Origin of the sequence: Argonema galeatum A003/A1, assembly GCF_023333595.1 — a bacterium.
Taxonomy (GTDB): domain Bacteria; phylum Cyanobacteriota; class Cyanobacteriia; order Cyanobacteriales; family Aerosakkonemataceae; genus Argonema; species Argonema galeatum.
In genome coordinates, this window is the sequence record NZ_JAIQZM010000034.1 from 1 (window position 1) to 17151 (window position 17151).

General features: G+C 44.2%; 20 protein-coding genes and 1 tRNA gene. 18 read left to right on the forward strand and 3 right to left on the reverse strand.

Features of this window, described 5'->3' with window-relative positions; all coding sequences use genetic code 11:
• Positions 1-603 precede the first annotated feature (603 nt).
• From LAY41_RS25365 to LAY41_RS25375, 3 genes are all read left to right on the forward strand, one after another.
• Complete coding sequence (locus LAY41_RS25365; RefSeq protein ID WP_249104214.1) at positions 604-1284, forward strand: C40 family peptidase; 681 nt, start codon at positions 604-606, stop codon at positions 1282-1284.
• 315 nt (positions 1285-1599) lie between these two features.
• A complete protein-coding gene (locus LAY41_RS25370; RefSeq protein WP_249104383.1) occupies positions 1600-2619 on the forward strand; it encodes a glycosyltransferase family 2 protein in 1020 nt (339 codons plus the stop codon).
• 49 nt (positions 2620-2668) lie between these two features.
• On the forward strand, positions 2669-3961 hold the full coding sequence (locus LAY41_RS25375) for an MFS transporter (protein ID WP_420840348.1): 1293 nt from the start codon (positions 2669-2671) through the stop codon (positions 3959-3961).
• A gap of 58 nt (positions 3962-4019) precedes the next feature.
• Here LAY41_RS25375 and LAY41_RS25380 read toward each other — a convergent pair.
• Positions 4020-4093 (reverse strand) — tRNA-Arg (locus tag LAY41_RS25380).
• A gap of 34 nt (positions 4094-4127) precedes the next feature.
• Here LAY41_RS25380 and moaC point away from each other — a divergent pair.
• The 5 genes from moaC to LAY41_RS25405 all read left to right on the forward strand — a co-directional run bounded on the left by moaC (position 4128) and on the right by LAY41_RS25405 (position 7165).
• Positions 4128-4628: a cyclic pyranopterin monophosphate synthase MoaC gene (gene moaC, locus LAY41_RS25385; RefSeq protein ID WP_249104217.1), complete on the forward strand. Its 501-nt coding sequence runs from the start codon at positions 4128-4130 to the stop codon at positions 4626-4628.
• 51 nt (positions 4629-4679) lie between these two features.
• Complete coding sequence (locus LAY41_RS25390; protein ID WP_249104220.1) at positions 4680-5867, forward strand: AAA family ATPase; 1188 nt, start codon at positions 4680-4682, stop codon at positions 5865-5867.
• Positions 5864-6448, forward strand: a complete 585-nt coding sequence (locus tag LAY41_RS25395) for a DUF4276 family protein (RefSeq protein ID WP_249104222.1) — start codon at positions 5864-5866, stop codon at positions 6446-6448. Before LAY41_RS25390 ends, LAY41_RS25395 begins: the two co-directional genes overlap by 4 nt.
• A gap of 38 nt (positions 6449-6486) precedes the next feature.
• Positions 6487-6771: a 2TM domain-containing protein gene (locus tag LAY41_RS25400; protein WP_249104225.1), complete on the forward strand. Its 285-nt coding sequence runs from the start codon at positions 6487-6489 to the stop codon at positions 6769-6771.
• Positions 6772-6859: 88 nt separating this feature from the next.
• Positions 6860-7165 carry a DUF3181 family protein gene (locus tag LAY41_RS25405; RefSeq protein WP_249104228.1) on the forward strand — a complete coding sequence of 102 codons (306 nt, stop codon included), beginning with the start codon at positions 6860-6862 and terminating at the stop codon, positions 7163-7165.
• A 250-nt stretch (positions 7166-7415) separates the two neighbouring features.
• Here the strand turns inward: LAY41_RS25405 and murJ are convergent, their stop codons facing one another.
• Positions 7416-9032 (reverse strand): murein biosynthesis integral membrane protein MurJ, encoded by a 1617-nt coding sequence (murJ, locus tag LAY41_RS25410; protein ID WP_249104232.1) that lies wholly within the window; start codon positions 9030-9032, stop codon positions 7416-7418.
• 113 nt (positions 9033-9145) lie between these two features.
• On the opposite strand from murJ, the gene LAY41_RS32415 reads away from it, so the two are divergent.
• From LAY41_RS32415 to LAY41_RS25450, 9 genes are all read left to right on the forward strand, one after another.
• The gene (locus LAY41_RS32415) at positions 9146-9274 is read left to right on the forward strand and encodes a hypothetical protein (protein ID WP_275974394.1); all 129 of its coding nucleotides are present in this window, start codon (positions 9146-9148) and stop codon (positions 9272-9274) included.
• Positions 9275-9277: 3 nt separating this feature from the next.
• Positions 9278-10033: a DNA/RNA nuclease SfsA gene (gene sfsA / locus LAY41_RS25415; protein WP_249104235.1), complete on the forward strand. Its 756-nt coding sequence runs from the start codon at positions 9278-9280 to the stop codon at positions 10031-10033.
• Between the two features lie 72 nt (positions 10034-10105).
• The gene (locus LAY41_RS25420) at positions 10106-10549 is read left to right on the forward strand and encodes an ATP-binding protein (protein WP_249104236.1); all 444 of its coding nucleotides are present in this window, start codon (positions 10106-10108) and stop codon (positions 10547-10549) included.
• A gap of 60 nt (positions 10550-10609) precedes the next feature.
• Positions 10610-11299 (forward strand): Uma2 family endonuclease, encoded by a 690-nt coding sequence (locus LAY41_RS25425; protein ID WP_338023051.1) that lies wholly within the window; start codon positions 10610-10612, stop codon positions 11297-11299.
• A gap of 49 nt (positions 11300-11348) precedes the next feature.
• The gene (tmk, locus tag LAY41_RS25430; protein WP_249104239.1) at positions 11349-11975 is read left to right on the forward strand and encodes a dTMP kinase; all 627 of its coding nucleotides are present in this window, start codon (positions 11349-11351) and stop codon (positions 11973-11975) included.
• A 293-nt stretch (positions 11976-12268) separates the two neighbouring features.
• Positions 12269-13753, forward strand: coding sequence for a thymidylate synthase (locus LAY41_RS25435; RefSeq protein ID WP_249104243.1), 1485 nt, complete (start codon positions 12269-12271; stop codon positions 13751-13753).
• A gap of 2 nt (positions 13754-13755) precedes the next feature.
• On the forward strand, positions 13756-14298 hold the full coding sequence (locus LAY41_RS25440; protein WP_338023052.1) for a deoxycytidylate deaminase: 543 nt from the start codon (positions 13756-13758) through the stop codon (positions 14296-14298).
• An 86-nt stretch (positions 14299-14384) separates the two neighbouring features.
• Positions 14385-15116: a dCTP deaminase domain-containing protein gene (locus tag LAY41_RS25445; protein WP_249104247.1), complete on the forward strand. Its 732-nt coding sequence runs from the start codon at positions 14385-14387 to the stop codon at positions 15114-15116.
• Entirely contained in the window at positions 15113-15592 is a 480-nt protein-coding gene (locus LAY41_RS25450) for a nucleoside 2-deoxyribosyltransferase (RefSeq protein ID WP_249104250.1), read from the forward strand. The genes LAY41_RS25445 and LAY41_RS25450 overlap by 4 nt, the downstream gene beginning before the upstream one ends.
• Here the strand turns inward: LAY41_RS25450 and LAY41_RS25455 are convergent.
• A complete protein-coding gene (locus tag LAY41_RS25455; protein ID WP_249104253.1) occupies positions 15589-16125 on the reverse strand; it encodes a P-loop NTPase family protein in 537 nt (178 codons plus the stop codon). The genes LAY41_RS25450 and LAY41_RS25455 overlap by 4 nt on opposite strands.
• Before the next feature lie 265 nt (positions 16126-16390).
• Here LAY41_RS25455 and LAY41_RS25460 point away from each other — a divergent pair, with 265 nt between their 5' ends.
• Positions 16391-16969 carry an adenylate kinase family protein gene (locus tag LAY41_RS25460; RefSeq protein ID WP_249104255.1) on the forward strand — a complete coding sequence of 193 codons (579 nt, stop codon included), beginning with the start codon at positions 16391-16393 and terminating at the stop codon, positions 16967-16969.
• The last annotated feature ends 182 nt before the right edge of the window (positions 16970-17151 follow it).

The following is a 17151-nucleotide window of genomic DNA, read 5'->3' on the forward strand; positions in this document are numbered from 1 at the left end:
AGCAGAGGAGCAGAGGAGCAGAGGAGCAGAGGAGCAGAGGAGCAGAGGAGCAGAGGAGCAGAGGAGCAGAGGAGCAGGAGAATAAAAATGTTATTGTTTTGAACAAAAGCATAACAACTCCGAAAGAGCCCTGTGTTTACACTCAGCACTAAAGCCGAAGCACTCAGCACTTTGCTATAACTTACGTTCCCGACTTCTAATGTAAGAGCCGATCGATTCACTTTGACTTCTGCCAGTTTGTAGAGCGTACCTAATAGAGACTATCTTACTCCGATTCCGTTAAGCGGATAGTTATTGCTTTTGTTTACTTTATATGTATTGCATACCGCGATACATTAAATGGTAGTATAAAATTTGCACTTTTCCTAATAAACTGGAATCAAAGCTTCTGGTTCAGGTATCAAGGGCAAAGCATTGCCCAATAAAAAAACTTGATTTTTCCTTGATATTGGGGAATGGTATCTCCCCAAATATTAATAATTTGGCATACTAGAAACAAGAGATATGCAATCCATATTGTAGATTGTTTATGGTAAATTATTCGTTGTTCGTGGCTGCATCCCCGTCCGCGAACCATGAACTATGAATCACGCCACGTGAACTATGAGCAATCCCAAATTGATTGAGTACAGGTGTCGAGCAAACCTAAATGTCTATGATTCCCCAAGCTGTAACCGTTTGGCAACTCAGGCGAATCTTGGGCGTCATCTGCGAGTAGTATCGCGGAATGGGGATAAATCTGTTGAGGTCTGCCTGTGCGAGGATGATTATCCGGGGTGGGTGTCGATCGCAGATTTGAGCCAGCTTCAGGAAGCGACGACGCCTTATCGTGCGATCGCTCTTTCTGTTGCAGAAATCCGCGATCGATTACCCGCAGTAATCGCCTTTACCCAAAACGCCATGAAACAGCCGAATTATTACCTCTGGGGTGGGACGTTGGGGCCAAATTACGATTGTTCTGGGCTGATGCAGGCAGCGTTTGCGGCATCTGGGATTTGGTTACCTAGAGATGCCTATCAGCAGGAAGCTTTTACTCAGTCAATTCCTATTGAAGAACTGCTACCAGGCGATCTAATATTTTTTGGTTCTAAAGAGAAAGCCACTCATGTAGGACTTTACCTCGGAAATGGGTCTTACATCCACAGTTCGGGTGAAAATATGGGCCGGAATGGTATTGGCATCGATGTGCTGTCGGAACAGGGGGATGCTGTTAGTCAGTCTTATTATCGGCAGTTGCGAAGATATGGGCGAGTGGTAAAAAGCTATCAACCGTTAGTAAATTAGAAAAGATTGCCACAGTCAATATACTTCATCCGATTCATCTGCGTTTATCCGCGTTCATCTGCTTTCATCTGCGGTAAAAAATTAGAGATTCGTATTTTGGCAATAAGTCTATTAAAGATATTTTTAACCACAGATGAACACAGATGCTTAACCCCCTCTTCCAACGCAAGGGAGAGGGGGAGCAGATTTTACCCCCTCTCCTTGGGGGGTTAGGGGGGCCGAAACGCCCCGGCGATAGTTGGTAGCCGAATCGGTCTTTTAGCGAGCTATGTGATATAACTACCTCGTTGGTGTGAGGCAAAAAGGCTGGCTATGATGAATACTTCGTTATTTTCTGCTTCTTCAGCAGCAAGAAACAATCTTTCTGCTGGGGTGATTCCAGAAGTATCGGTGGTTGTACCGATTTGCGACGAAGTGGAAAGTTTGCCCCACTTACTGGAGGCGATCGCCACAATTTTATCCTCCAGCCAATTATCCTACGAAATCATCTGTGTGGATGATGGCTCTAAAGATGGGTCGGCTGAATTTCTCAAACAACAGGCTACCATCCGCGAGGATCTAAAAGCTGTGCTGCTGCGTCGCAACTACGGGCAAACGGCGGCGATGGCGGCAGGATTTAAGTATGCGCGTGGTAAAGCGATCGTCACTTTAGATGCAGATTTGCAAAACGACCCGGCTGATATTCCCCGACTGCTGGCAAAGTTGGAAGAAGGCTACGATTTAGTTAGTGGTTGGCGCAGGCACAGAAAGGATGCCACTCTTACTCGCTTGCTTCCTTCCAAAATCGCCAACTGGCTGATTGGGCGGGTTACTGGTGTGGAGTTACACGACTACGGCTGTTCTCTGAAAGCTTATCGGACAGAATTGGTGGCAGATATGAACCTTTACGGCGAGTTGCACCGATTTTTGCCTGCTTTAGCTTACATTGAAGGGGCGAGAATTACGGAAATGCCGGTGGGACACCACGCTCGTCGCTACGGTCGCAGCAAGTATGGGTTGGGGCGGACGTTCCGGGTGTTGATGGATTTGTTAACAATTTGGTTTATGAAGACTTTCCTGACGCGACCGATGCACGTTTTTGGTCTGTTGGGTCTGCTTTCGATGCTTTTGGGAATACTTTTGGGGGGATATCTGACTTTCCTAAAACTTGGACTGGGACAAGTGATTGGGAATCGACCTTTACTGATTTTGGCTGTGGTGCTTTTGTTAACTGGTGTGCAGTTGTTTAGCTTTGGGTTACTCGCCGAGCTGTTGATGCGAACCTATCACGAATCTCAGGGAAGACCAATCTACCGGGTGAGGCAAGTTGTAGAGCCGATCGTTAAGAATAGTTAATAGTAAGTTAGTTATTGGTCATTTGTCATTGGTTGAAAACTAAGGACTGTTGACTATTGACAAAGGGGAAAATGAGTTGAAAGTTTTTTGGACGCTTGAGCCGCCCCAGCGCCGCAATCTACTGATTTTATTTGGTTCTGGGCTACTGTTCTGGATGAGTTTGGCTTCTTTGCTGCCGACGCTACCGCTCTACATTCAGCACATAGGCGGTAACGCTAGCCAAATTGGCATTGTCATGGGCTCTTTTGCCATTGGGTTGTTGTTGTTTCGGCCTTGGTTGGGACGTTTGGCGGATCGCCGCAGTCGGAAACTGGTATTAATTGTGGGTACGGCTGTAGCTGCTATAGCTCCTTTCGGCTACTTGTTTGTGCAGTCAATCCCGATGCTGATTGGAATTCGGGCTTTTCACGGCATCAGTATTGCCGCTTTTACGACCGCTTATAGCGCTCTTGTGGTGGATTTGTCGCCCATAAGTAAGCGGGGTGAGTTGATTGGCTATATGAGCCTTGTTGCTCCGATTGGGATGGCCCTTGGCCCTGCTATTGGCGGTTTGCTACAAGCTGGCGCTGGTTACGATCGCTTGTTTCTCTTCGCAGCTGCATTAGGAATCATCAGTTTAGTAGGTGTCACTCAGATTAGAGAAGCAAGGAAGCAGGTAATCGGCTTAGAAGATAACCCAGATCTTTCTGTTCAAGTGGCAGTCAAACCATTGTGGAAAATTTTGACCGATCGCAGTTTGCTGATTCCGTCTCTGGTGCTGCTGCTGATTGGTTTTGCTTTTGGCGCGTTGACTACGTTTGTGCCTTTGTACATTACAGAGACAAAGATTGATTTGAATCCTGGGTGGTTTTACACCGCAGCTGCACTAGCCAGTTTTACTTCCCGCATCTTTATCGGTCGCGCCTCAGACGTTTACGGACGCGGACTGTTTATCACAGCCAGTATTTTCTCATATTGTTTGGCGATGCTGATGCTGTCGCAAGCTAAAAGTGCGATCGCCTTTTTGCTGGGCGGTATCTTGGAAGGGGCGGGTTCGGGAACGTTGTTACCGATGATGGTGGCGCTGCTTTCCGATCGTTCTTCTCCCCTGGAAAGAGGACGGATTTTTGCCATCTGCATTAGCGGGTTCGATTTGGGAGTTGCGATCGCAGGGCCAGTCTTTGGTTTTACGATCGAGTCGATCGGCTATCGCGGTATCTTTGTTCTCAGTACGGGACTCTCTATTTTAGGGATGATTGTTTTCATCACCCAGTGCAGCAAAGATTTACACCATTCTCTCAAGTTCGCCCTGGGTAGAGAAAGGGATCTCTATGCCTTTGGGGAACTAAAAAGCGAAAAGTAAAAAGGTAAAAGACAAAAGATTGTTTCTTTTGCCTTTTACCTTTTTACTTTTTTTTAGACGGGCTAGGAGGGATTCGAACCCCCGACACCGTGGTCCGTAGCCACGTGCTCTAGTCCACTGAGCTACAAGCCCTTGCCAGAAACTTATAATAACACAGGCTTTTCGTATGACGCAACATTTTTCTGAAAATTCATCTTTGACTCATTTAGACGATCGCGGAGAAGCCCGCATGGTGGATGTTTCAGCCAAACCGCCAACAGTGCGATCGGCTGTAGCTGCCGCCAGAGTGCGGATGTTGCCCCAGACATTTGATGCGATCGAAACTGGTAACGCCCCTAAAGGGGATGTGCTGGGGACGGCGAGGTTAGCTGGAATCATGGCGGCGAAGCAGACATCCCAGTTGATTCCCCTGTGTCATCCCTTACCATTACAAAAAGTCGAAGTGCAAATAACCCCTGACCCCGAATTACCGGGATATCAAATCCAAGCCCAAGTCAAGACAAAGGCAGAAACCGGGGTGGAAATGGAAGCGCTGACAGCAGTTTCTGTAGCGGCGCTGACACTTTACGATATGGCAAAAGCGTTAGAAAAAGGGATGATAATTGAGGGAATTCGCTTAGTGAGTAAGACGGGTGGAAAATCAGGCGATTATTTGCGGGAAGAGTAAGATGGCGATGAATGTTGGTTCATTATTGCAAAAAGCGTTTAATGGTCAGTTATGAAAATAGAAAGTATCCGCCTAACAAATTTTAAAGCTTTCAAAGAAGTTGAAATTAAGAAAATTCCTAAAATGGGCGTTTTTGTCGGTGCGAATGGCACGGGTAAAACAACACTTTTTAACGTCTTCAGTTTTCTCAAAGATGCTTTAACTGATAACGTTCATGTTGCCTTCACCAAATTAGGAGGCGGGAGAGGATTTCAGGAAGTAAGAAGCCGCAATTCAAATGGCCCGATAGAAATTGAATTAAAATTTCGTCAAGATGATCGATCACCATTAGTTACCTATTATTTGAAAATCAACGAAGAGGATGGTCGTCCTATAATAGAAAAAGAGATTCTCCAATACCGAAGGGGTAGTAAAGGTCAGCCTTGGCGGTTTATTGATTTTTCCAAAGGCAAGGGACAGGCTGTTATCAATGAACCCGATCGAATTACTGATTCCAAAGAGTTAAAACGGGAAGAACACGAACTTAAGTCTCCAGATATTCTGGCGTTAAAAGGTTTGGCACAATTTGAAAAATTTCCGGCAAGTAAAGCAATTGGTGATTTGCTTGAAAACTGGCATATTTCCGATTTTCACATCCAGCAAGCGCGACCAGAAAGGGAATCGAGTTATGCAGAACACCTATCAAAAGAGGGTGAAAACTTAGCGATGGTGACAGAATTTCTCTATAATAGACACCCTGCTATTTTCCAGAAAATAATTGAAAAGCTCAAACAGCGAGTCCCTGGGATCAGCGAGGTTGATTCAAAAATTACGGAAGACGGGCGCGTATTACTTAGGTTTAAGGACGGCGATTTTCAAGATCCTTTTCTGGCGCGGTATGTCTCTGATGGAACGATCAAAATGTTTGCCTATTTAGTGCTTTTGTACGATCCAAAGCCTCATACATTGCTATGCGTGGAAGAACCAGAAAATCAGCTTTACCCTAAGCTTCTTAACGAACTTGCTGAAGAATTCAGGGATTATGCACGCCGAGGCGGTCAAGTTTTTGTATCCACTCATTCCCCTGATTTTTTAAATGGTTGCGAACTTGAAGAGGTATTCTGGCTAAAAAAGGAAAGAGGTTACACAGTTGTCAAGCGAGCGAGTGATGATAAACAAATCACAACCTATATGAATGATGGAGATAAACTCGGCTATCTCTGGCGACAGGGTTTTTTTGAAGGGGCTGACCCGCTATGAGAGAGCTTGTTTTTTTACTCGAAGAAGTATCCGCAAAAGCGATGATTGAAGGTATTCTACCGAATCTAATACCAGAAGAACTAAACGAAGAACTAAACATAGTTGTTCGATATATTGTTTTTGAGGGTAAGCAAGACCTTGAAAAGCAGATGGTAGGAAAACTCCGCTCATATAAGAATCCTGATGCAACATTCATCATACTGCGCGATCGGGACTCTGGGGGTTGTCAAGCTATTAAAGCCAAACTTAAACAAAAATGCGAAGAAGCAAATAAGTCTGAAGCGATTGTCCGGATTGCCTGTCGCGAACTGGAAAGCTGGTATCTTGCTGATTTAGAGGCGGTGGAAAAAGCTTATGATAAAACCAATCTTTCCCCACGACAAAATCAAAAAAAATTCCGAAATCCCGATGAGCTTGGCAGTCCATCAAAAGAATTGAAATCGCTTGTACCTGAATACCAGAAGATAAACGGTTCGCGAATGATAGCACCTTACTTGAATATTGAAAACACACGCTCCCGCAGTTTTTATCACTTTATCAGTTCAATCAAAAGAATTATTCAGTCTTATCCTACAATTTAGTTAAGTACTAACTTTGTTCCACTCATTAGAGATATTCCATGCCTCCTCGTTGGCCCCGCAAACCCGATCGCAATGAACCCGCCTACCGCAAATTGGACGATCGCATGAACTTTGCTATTCATGTCGGAATTTTTGCCGCTTCTAATTCCGGTTTGTGGTTTTTCCACAACTTGCGGAATGCCGAATGGCCTTGGTTAAACTGGGTAACAGGCGGCTGGGCGCTGGTTTTGGTTGCCCATGCGGTGTATATTTTTGCGATCGCAGACTACTCCGAACCGACAATTCCATCCCAGAACACAGCCACAAAATCCCCCCAAGGATAGACTCAAGACTCTTGCCAATTGGGGATTTACTCTGGGATTAGCGTTGATTCGATTAGGATCGAAGTAGCTTTTAACCAGAGTAAGTCCTATGACTAAGACCAACACCTCAGAAGCGATCGAAGCGCTAGCCGCAGAAATCGGCGAAAATGTTTATATCGACATTGCCAAATGGCATCTCTTCTTGCGGGAAGCCCATTTGCATACCGTCGTAGCCGATCGAGTTTATCCCATGCTGGCGGATAATTCCCTAGAAGAAAGCAAAGTACTAAAAATTCTGGAAGATATCCCCGTCAAGTTAGGCGGACGGCGCGAGATTCCGTTGGCAGATATGATACCCACGGCCAGCCAGGTCAATTTGATGGATATCCTCGAAGAATATCAGCGGAAAATGTAGGAGTATCGGTGTACCCCAGAAACCCGGTTTCTTGAAGAAACCGGGTTTCTCTTTACCTCATATCATGTCCTTACGCATCGGTTACCTAAAAAACTCCTGTTCTTATTCTTATCTGCGTTCATCTGCGTGTATCTGTCTTCATCTGCGGTAAAAATTTAACCAACGATGACAGCAGAAAATTGGACGACCTCACTCATGTACTAACGATGCAACCGGAAACGATATCACGCACCTGAAAAGGGCTGTACTGCTATTTAAAGAATTTCTGGCGAATACGCGCCACAAAAATATCCACTTCTGGCAACTTCAGCTTGGTAGCAAAGAAACCGAACAAACATAAACCGACTAAGCCAGCTACGCACAGTTGCAGCAACTGCACCAAAAAGCCTTCACTGCCCCAAATTTGTTGCAAGCCGTAATTCGTTCCCCAGCTGACGAAACCAGCAATAACGCTACCACCTGCCAAACCTCCCAACGGCATCGCCCATTCCCGCAAGGGCAAACCGTTGAGTCTTTGATTCAGCCGCCATAACAGCATCACCATCGAGGCAAAGTTTACGCCCATAGTGGCAAAAACCAAACCAGGTGCGCCGAAAGGTTCGATCAAGACATAATCCAGCAAGGCGTTGAGGAAGATATTCACCATACTGATCCGAAACGGCGTGACGCCATCGCCCAAGCCATAAAATACTCGCACCAGTACATCCCGCCCCAGGTAGAAAAACATCCCGATGCCGTAAGCAACTAGCAGAGATGCTACTAAACTGGATGCTTCCCGATTAAATGCACCGCGTTCGTAAACTACGCGCACAATTGGCACTGATAATGCCACCATGATCGCACCGAGAGGCAACATGGTAAGGGCTGTGAGAACTAATCCCTGGCGAATTCGCAGTTTTAATTCCGGCCAATCTTCTGGGGCGGCAAGTCGGGAAAATATGGGCAGTAGGGGTACTAAGAGAACGTTAGAGATAATTCCTAAAGGCGTTTGTACTAAGAGTCCGGCATAGCTTAAGGAGGCGGCGGCTTGAGGGATGTAGGAGGCAAAGAATAAATCGGTGTAAACGTTTATGTGCATCATGCCGGAGGAAAAGGTGGCTGGGCCCATAAGTTTGAGCGTTTCGCGCACTCCTGGATGCTGAAAGTCAAAGCGCAGGCGTAATGTCCCCAAACCCGATCGCCACTGGGCAATTACTTGTACTAACCATTGCAAGATAGCACCCGTAAGCGTTCCTACGGCTAAAACCTGTCCTCCCAGGATGGCGTATTCGGGTAGGGTAACTTTGTGGCCCAGCTGCATGGCTAAAACGGCAAGTCCCCCGATGACTGTAATGCTGGAAAATAAAGGGCTGATGGAGGGTAACCAGTATTGATCTGCGGCGTTAAGGGTGGCGAAACCAATGCCGATTAGCCCAGCTAGCAATGCCATCGGTGCCATAATCTGAAGTTGTTGGATGGCGATCGTTTTGGTAAGCGGACTAACCCCGGGAGTATCATTTAGCCCCGGTGCCACTATATTGATGAGTGGTTCTGCAAAAATAATCATCGCGATCGTCACCAGCAGCAGTCCTGCACCGACAATGGTGGTGATTGTTTCTACAATGGAAGCGGCTTCTTGTTTGCCCCGCTTTGCCAATACGCTGACAACCGCGCTGTGGAATGGCCCATTGATACCGCCCAGCAAGACTAACAAAAAACCTGGGAGAATATAGGCGTAGCTATAGGCGTTGGCGGCTGCACCGACTCCGAAGGCGGCTGCGATCGCTTGCTGGCGCACCAAACCAAACACTTTGCTAATCAGAGTGGCGACTGCGACAATTCCCGCAATTCCAGCCAGAGTTCGAGAGGGTTTTTTGTTTACAGACACGAACAGTTAAAAATGATTAAAGGTAGTTCTACTATTCAATCGTGAATTTGGCAATTCCGAAAACTATGTCCACCGAAACTTTCTATTCCGACTTACCCAGTTTAGAAAATTTTATGGACATCACTGATTTTGGAAATTTTGGATTTATCCCCCCAGATTTAGCAAAACAAATGTATTTATCAAAGATTAAGCTAGATGCCTTAGCTGCTTTGGCAATGAAAAAAAAAGAATGTAGGGTTTAGCTGATGACATCTGATTGGATTTACCGTTACCCAACTCTCTATCCTGGCATTTTGCTCAAACGTTATAAGCGATTTTTTGCAGATATTGAATTAGCTACAGGCGAGGTAATTACGGCTCATTGCGCGAATACTGGGCCAATGACCGGGGTTTGCACTCCTGGAAGTTTGGTGCAGGTTTCCTTAAGTAACAATCCTAAACGCAAACTGCCCTACACTTGGGAGATGATTCAGGTTTGCGATAACGAACCGACTTGGGTAGGAATTAATACCGCTTTACCAAATCAGGTGGTAAAGTTAGCTTTGGAAAAACATTTGTTTCCACAACTGGGCAATTACAGCGAGATTAAAGGAGAAGTAATTTACGGTTTGGATAAAAGTAGTCGGGTAGATTTTTTTCTGACGGGAAGCGATCCCGAAGTACCTATATATTTAGAAGTAAAAAATACTACTTGGGCACAAGGGAGGCTGGCGCTATTTCCCGATACGGTAACGACGCGGGGACAGAAGCATCTGCGGGAACTGATGGGGATTTTGCCGCAAGCGCGGGCGGTGATGCTTTATCTGATCGATCGTGGCGACTGTACTGAGTTCGCGCCTGGAGATTGTGCCGATCCAGTTTATGGCAAAATGTTAAGAGAGGCAGTTGCGATCGGCTTAGAAGTTTTGCCATGCCGCTTTGACACCAAACCAGAGGGTATTCGCTACTTAGGCTTGGCAAATTTTCGCCCTTCTATGTCACCATTAAGTATTAATCAGTAGTGGCAAACAAGTTTTGAAATTTGGGTATTGAATATGCTCCATACTTCAATAAAATGGTGGAAAAGCCCAGGAATGTTGCAGAAAGACCATCTGAGAGTTAAGAGTGATTTGAACTTGCTCAACGAGGTACTGGAATGGTTCGATCGATTCTGCTTCCAGAATAAGTGTAAGCTTTCCTGGGTGGCAGATGGAAGCGATCGCCTCAACTTAGCCCTCGACGAACTTAAGTTAGCCCTCGTCGAAGGCTTTACCAACGCAGTTCGCCACGCCCATAAAGGTTTACCTCCAGAGACTCCTATTGACATTGAGTTAACTCTATGGGATGAATGTCTGGAAATCCGAATTTGGGATCGAGGCGAACCTTTCGATCCCAGTACGTTAGTGGAGTATAAGCCAGGTACAGCCCAGGAAGGCGGAGTTGGCTGGTTCCTGATGCGACGCATAGCAGACGAAGTGCTTTACAAACGATCGCAAGATGGCAGAAATTGTTTAATCCTGATTAAGCGCAAGGTTTAGTAGAAGCATTGCTCTGAACGGGGGTTATATCAATTTTCAATTTCAGGTAAATCTGTGTAGGTGAGTGAGTCCAATAATCAGCAGTTGGATGGTAATTTAAGTTGTAAATATGAGGTAGTAGCAATGGTAATTAGTACAGTTTTACCAACGATTCCAGCCGAACTACAAGCAACAGAAAATCTTCCCGAAGATTTCCAGTCAGACGAAAAAATCACGGCTGATTTACAGTCGCAAAACTTCATTTCCATCGAAGATTTTATACTCCATCCACCTGAGAGAATGGAGTGGGTTGATGGCAAATTAGTGGAGAAAACAGGAATGACATTCAAGCATGGTGTGGCTCAAGCTGAACTTACTTATTGCTGGAAAAATTATGTCCTCTCTAACGGAGCGGGAGGGAAAGTTGTGACAGAAGCACTTTGTCGAACTAACAAACAAGCTCGCCGTCCTGATGTAGCTTATATTACTGGTGAATTATTACAGCAGTTAGGGGAGTTTACGGTATGTCCCCAAAGTTTCTCGCTAATTGCGGAAGTTGCTTCTCCTGATGACAGTGCTGAGGAGTTATTCGCCAAAGCTAAGGAATATTTAGAATCAGGTTGTCAGGAAGTCTGGTTGCTGTTTCCCGAAGAAAAGTTAGTTTTGATTAAGACGCCAGAACGTTGGTTTTTGTTGAATCCAAATGATGTAGTTAACACTCAAAGTGTTCTCCAAGGTTTTAGCGTGGCGGTGAATGAATTATTAAGCTGAGCGAGATTAAAATGCCACTTTTTGCTGAGAAAATTAGTAACTACATAAAATGAAAAATTTGTTTATAGTTTTTGAAGGTATTGATGGTTCTGGCACTTCGACGCAATCTAACCTGCTAAAAGATTATTTTACAGCGAAAGGTTACCAAGCAGTAGTTACCTACGAACCCTCTAATGGGCCTGTTGGTAATTTGATCAGACAAGCGCTGAAAAGAAGAGTATTTTTTGTTAATGATAGTCAGAAGTTTGACGAACAGATGGCTTATTTATTTGCTGCTGACAGATACGATCATTTATTTAATGAAGTTGATGGTGTATTTAAGTTGATCGACGATAATTTTACGGTAATTAGTACGAGATACTTTTTTTCTTCTTTAGCGTATCATTGGAATACTCAAGAAGATTGGGAATTGGTCAGCAGTCTGAATGATGGATTCCCCAATCCAGATTTGGTAATATATATTGATATACCTGTTGAGGTGGCGCTGACAAGGATAAGGGACCGATCGGTCAAAGACATCTACGAAAATGAGGAGAAACTGGCTAGAGTCAGCAAGAATTATCAAGATATATTTAGCAAGTACGAAGGTTTGGCGTTGCAGGTGGATGGGACAGAGGAGAAAAGTGCTGTTCACCAGAAGATAGTAAATTTTATTGAAAATACTTTTGCTAAGTAATTGAGAGTCCTATTTTTCAAAGTAAAGATTTTTAAGCTATGGCTAACTATTATGGTATAATAAGCAATTTTTTCTTGCCTACAAAAACTTCCTATATAAGCCAATAATGCTTATATAGCAAGAAAACTTTACAAAAATTCATAAAAAAGCTGTTCTGCTTGTCCAGACTGCGATTAAATTAAATAGTTTATAGAAATGTTTAGACCAGTCTATAATCGTAGGTTGGTAGTTTTTCTTATTTTAAGCCAATCATGATAGCAACGGGTCAGGCAACCCAATACCAATACAAGGCAATGTACAAGCCCAACCAGTTGATTTGCGGGACTGGGCAAGCGGCGGTGGTGAGTGGGTGGACAGTCAAAGATGCGATCGCTAAACACTTGCGATCGCATGAGTATGCTGTAATTGGTCAGCTTTACTCTCCAACTAGAGGCATTAGTTTCCTGATTAGGAATCTGCTAGCCAATCCACACGTAAGATATCTAATTATTATAAACGCCACAAAAGAAGACAACAATGCTGGCGGATGCGAGTGCCTAAGAGACTTTTTCTGTAACGGTTTTGCGGCGGGAAAAAGCGATACCGGGCGCGATTCCTGGGTGATTAAATCTAGAGTAACAGGTTACATTGATATTGAAATTGAAGCTAGCGCTTTAGAGAAGTTACGGCAATCTATAGAATGTTTTGAAGCAAAATCAATTACTGATGCAGTAACTCAAGTAAAGTCCTGTGTCGAAAAAGATGCTGTTGAGCCGTGGGGGAAGTCCCTAGAATTTCCCCAAGTTGAAGTAGCCCCAACTGTCCTACCAGGGCCACTATACGGACATCGAATTGAAGGCAAGAATATTGCAGAAACTTGGGTGAAAATCATTCATCGAATTAAAAGAGATGGAACAATTCGGCCTACTGGCTACGATGGATATATTCAAGAATTGATCGATTTAATGGCTGTTGTTACTGATGAACCTGAAGATTTCTATTTTCCCGAACCAAATTATTTACCCGTCGATCCAGAAACTATCAAAAACTACATTCCTGAAATTTTAGAAGATTCTACTTATATAGAGGGTGTGAAGTATACTTACTCACAAAGACTCCGGTCTTGGTTTGGACGCGACCAGATTGAGGATGTAATTCAGAAGCTCATCGGAGAAATAGACGCTGCTAGCGCTGTCATGAATCTCTGGGATTCGGGCGGAAATATTAACCGCAGAGCAGATGGTACTTCCGATCATCAGCATAGTGGTTCACCATGCCTGAACCACATTTGGGTAAGAGTCGTGAATGGCGAACTTAGTCTGACAGCCACGCTCAGAAGTAACGATATGTTTGGAGCATGGGTTGCCAATGCTATGGGGCTTAGGGCACTGCAAAAGCATATCAGAGATGAAATTGTCAACCGTTCTCATTACACTCTAAAAATGGGGCCACTGATTACAGTTAGCCAGTCAGCTCATATATATGACGATACATGGGAGAATGCAGATAGGTTGATTAAACAGCAGTATTCTGCTATTTGCAAACAGATGGACTACTGCGACCCATCTGGAAATTTCTTAATTGAAATTGCAGATAATAAGATAGTTGTTTCTCAAACAACTCCCGGAAGCGGGGAAATAGTTGCTCGTTACTCCAGCAAAGATGCACTAAAACTTATAAGGGAAATTTGCAATGCTTCTCCGGCTATCCGTCCAGATCATGCTGGCTATTTAGGATTGGAATTACAAAAAGCAGCCGATTGTTTAAAAACGGGTAAACAATATATTCAGGATAGGTAATAGTGAACGAATCTTCTCAAAGACCAACCTGGGATGAATACTTTCTAATGTTGGCTAAACTGGCAGCCACTCGTTCAACTTGTCTTGCTTTCCCAGTTGGCGCTGTAATTGTGAAAAATAAGCAGGTTGTAGCAACAGGTTACAATGGTTCGCCTTCCGGTTCTGCTCATTGTACTGCCCAAGGATTCTGCTATCCTGGACTAAGTAGCTGCGATGCTAGCAAGGATATGCCATCGCGTGCGGTTCATGCGGAGGCAAATGCGATCGCGCAAGCTGCCAAACATGGTATACCTACTGATGGTGCTAGTATTTACGTCACCTTAGAACCTTGTCTCTCCTGCTTAAAATTAATCATTTCAGCAGGAATTGGGGAAGTTTTTTACGAAACTCCCTTTAACGGCGGTAACAACGCTATTGTCAGAGATTCATTTATCAACGATGGGCTAGTTACGTTAAAACAAATCCAGCTATCTGAGGATACGGCAAAAAAATCGGCTTTATTTCTGCTCAATCCCACATCGATTGCCAGGTTTGTCGAGACGTAATACAGCGTTTTATTAGAATTGCGAAATTTCTGGTGGGCGTTGCCTACCTTACAAAACTTTAAAACTAATATTAATGGAGCTTGACAATGTTTAGCGATAAAGATATAGAGAAAGCATTAGACGATTATCAAAAAAATCCGCAAGACGGACTACTAATAGAACCTTTCGATAAAAGCTCCCTCACCCCTGTTGGGTATGACTTAAGAGTAGGAAAACAGGGATTTTCTTGGAATAAAAAGTCTGTTATCGAAATTGAAAGAGATGGAAAGATTCAGATTGATGCTAATGATACGGTAGTGATTAGAACCTTAGAATCTATCAGCCTCTCTAAAAAGGTTTCAGCTACCGTACACTCGATAGTGTCCAAGATTATTACCAAGGGCTTATCTGATATATCGACTACTATAGACCCCGGCTGGACAGGTAAACTATTAATTTCAATTCATAACAATCGTAATAGCTCTACAGAACTCAGATTTGAAGAGCGTTTATGCACAGTTTGTTTCTATAGAGTAGACCTTGCATCTGAAGCAAATCGGGACACATCTAATAACCGGGAAGAGCTTTGGGAGCAACTTTTGGGTATAGCCAGAGCAGAAAAAGAAAGAATAGAAAAAGAAAAAAATAAAGAACAACAAGGGATAGAAAAGGCCAATGAATTCCGGACTTTCTTATTGATTGTTTTGGGTGTCGTAGCTTTAATAGTTGGGATTGGAGCATCTATTATTAATCCAACCATAGGTGCTTCTATAGCAGCATTTTTAGCTGTGATAGCTCCTATAGTTTATGACAGGTTCTTAAAACCCATATCTAAATGATGAATACAATAAGCATAGGGAAAGTATACATATCTGGCCCATTGACAGGTATTGAGCAACCAGCAGAAATCAAAGCTTTCTATGAAGCCATTGCCTTAGTTGGCGAAGAAATGGGTTTTCAGGCTTATGTTCCCCATGTAAACACCGATCCTATCAATAATCCTGATGTCACCCCTCGTCAGGTTTTCGAGACAGACAAAAACCAAGTCAGTGCATCCGACTTAGTTATTGCCTACGTTGGCCATCCTTCTCTTGGCGTGGGGATGGAATTAGCTTATGCGGAAACAAATTCTATACCCATCATTCTTGTATACGAAAAAGGTAAAGTAATATCGAGGTTTCCACGCGGCATCCCCACTGTCATCCATGAGGTTCAATTCTATGACTATGAGGATGCTTTGACTCAGCTTAAGAGCGTTCTACAGGAGTGCAAACTACGGAATTTAACGAAACCATTATCAGTTTCGTCAAATTAAGGCCGATCGCTTCTACGCATCTCTGTAATCTGATCGGCTATATCCAAAATCGCCTCTGGCATTTCTGGGCCTGTCAAAATAATATCCACATGGCTGGGGCGTCTTTTGATGACTTCCAGCACTTCGGTTTCTGGGATTAAGCCAAAGGTAATGGCTAAACTCAGTTCATCGAGAACGACTAGAGAATATTTGCCTTCAAATATAGCTTTTTGCGTGTGCTGCCACAGCTGTTGTAGCGATCGCATTTCTCCATCGTCCAGATGTGGCGTGTCGATACAGCGGGGTAAGTCGCAGCGAACCCAATCTAAATACTCTCCTAAGCGCATCGGACGATCGTATCCCTGATTAATTCCCCCTTTAAGGAATTGCACCACTAAAACAGGGGTTCCTTGTCCGGCAATTCTCAGGGCTTGCGCCATGACGCTGGTAAAAAAGGTGCGGTGAGATGAGGTGAAGACTTGCAGCAGTCCTTCAACTGTGGTGAGTTGGCGACGTTCAGTATTAAGAGTGGGAGTTTCTAGCTGGGCAACCATATATCAACCATTGATGGGTAACGAACAATTTGACAGCACGCAAAATGCCGCCTATCCGGTTCGCTTAACAATATCTAGTGCAATTTTAGATTGGTTTACATAGTAAAACACTATATATATAAGTACGTCAAGAGCCAAAGGAAGTCAAAATCTCTCTGTTTGAGCAGAATTGACGAGGCGCTCCAGCACGGGAAAGAGCGATCGCAGGTTTGATGGTAAGCTTGAGTCGATTCAAGGATTCCACTTGCTCTTGGAGTAGAATGCTGTGAGACTGGTAATTTTGGGAGGCGCAGGTGCAGGTAAGGGAACTCAGGCACGACGACTATCAACCCATCTGAATGTCCCTTCTATCTCTACTGGGGATATACTGCGGGGTGCGATCGCATCCGGGAGCGAATTAGGTATCCAAGCGCAGGCTTATGTGGAAAAGGGCGAATTAGTACCCGATCCAGCTATGATTGAGTTTATGCGTCTGCGGCTGCTGTTATTTGATGTCGCCGACGGTTGGTTACTCGATGGCTATCCGCGCACTGCTTTCCAAGCTGAGGAATTAGATTTTTTGTTAGACGATTTGGGACAACACCTCGACTGGGCAATTTGGTTGGATGTGTCAGAATCGGTGTTGATGAGTAGATCTGTGGCGCGTAGTCTTCCCGACGATCGACCGGAAATCATCAAGCGTCGCATTCAATTATTCCAAGAGCGGACTATTCCCATTCTGGATTATTATGAACATCGCCAACGTCTACTCTCCATCGACGGCAACCAACCTCCAGAAAAAGTGCAGCAAGACATCTTGCAGAAACTTGAGAGCCGGACTTTTACTCGATCGTCCCCAGGTTGAGCGATCGTCGATCATTAGACCTCTCCTTTCAAAGAATGTAGAGACGTTGCATGCAACGTCTCTACTCTACAAGGGTTCAAGGGTTAGCACCTTTAATTTCTGGAGAGGTCTATTAAAAGTATCTGAGAATAAGGATGTAAAAGCTGAGTATTCGGGCTATGCTGTAACGTGAATTTCGATTT